Origin of the sequence: Janthinobacterium rivuli (genome assembly GCF_009208735.1) — a bacterium.
Lineage (GTDB): Bacteria > Pseudomonadota > Gammaproteobacteria > Burkholderiales > Burkholderiaceae_D > Janthinobacterium.
This window is the reverse complement of the sequence record NZ_WFLJ01000064.1, coordinates 1-512: the sequence shown is the minus strand read 5'-3', so window position 1 is coordinate 512 and position 512 is coordinate 1. Positions and strand designations below refer to the sequence as shown.

The 512-nt window shown below is 52.1% G+C and carries 1 rRNA gene; it reads right to left on the bottom strand.

Annotation, left to right across the window (positions count from 1 at the left end):
- Window positions 1-512 (bottom strand): 23S ribosomal RNA (locus GCN78_RS28915); the annotation flags it as partial.

Below are 512 nucleotides of genomic sequence, written 5' to 3'. Positions count from 1 at the left end.
GTGGGTTCGGACCTCCAGGGCGTGTTACCGCACCTTCATCCTGGCCATGAGTAGATCACTTGGTTTCGGGTCTACACCCAGCGACTGATCGCCCTATTCGGACTCGATTTCTCTACGGCTTCCCTATTCGGTTAACCTTGCCACTGAATGTAAGTCGCTGACCCATTATACAAAAGGTACGCAGTCACGGAACAAGTCCGCTCCTACTGTTTGTATGCACACGGTTTCAGGATCTATTTCACTCCCCTTCCGGGGTTCTTTTCGCCTTTCCCTCACGGTACTGGTTCACTATCGGTCGATTACGAGTATTTAGCCTTGGAGGATGGTCCCCCCATATTCAGACAGGATGTCACGTGTCCCGCCCTACTTGTCGTACGCTTAGTATCACCGGTCCGATTTCACATACGGGGCTATCACCCGCTATGGCTCCTATTTCCAGAGGATTCTGTTATCGGTCCGACTATCACGTACAGGCTCTTCCCATTTCGCTCGCCGCTACTTTGGGAATCTCG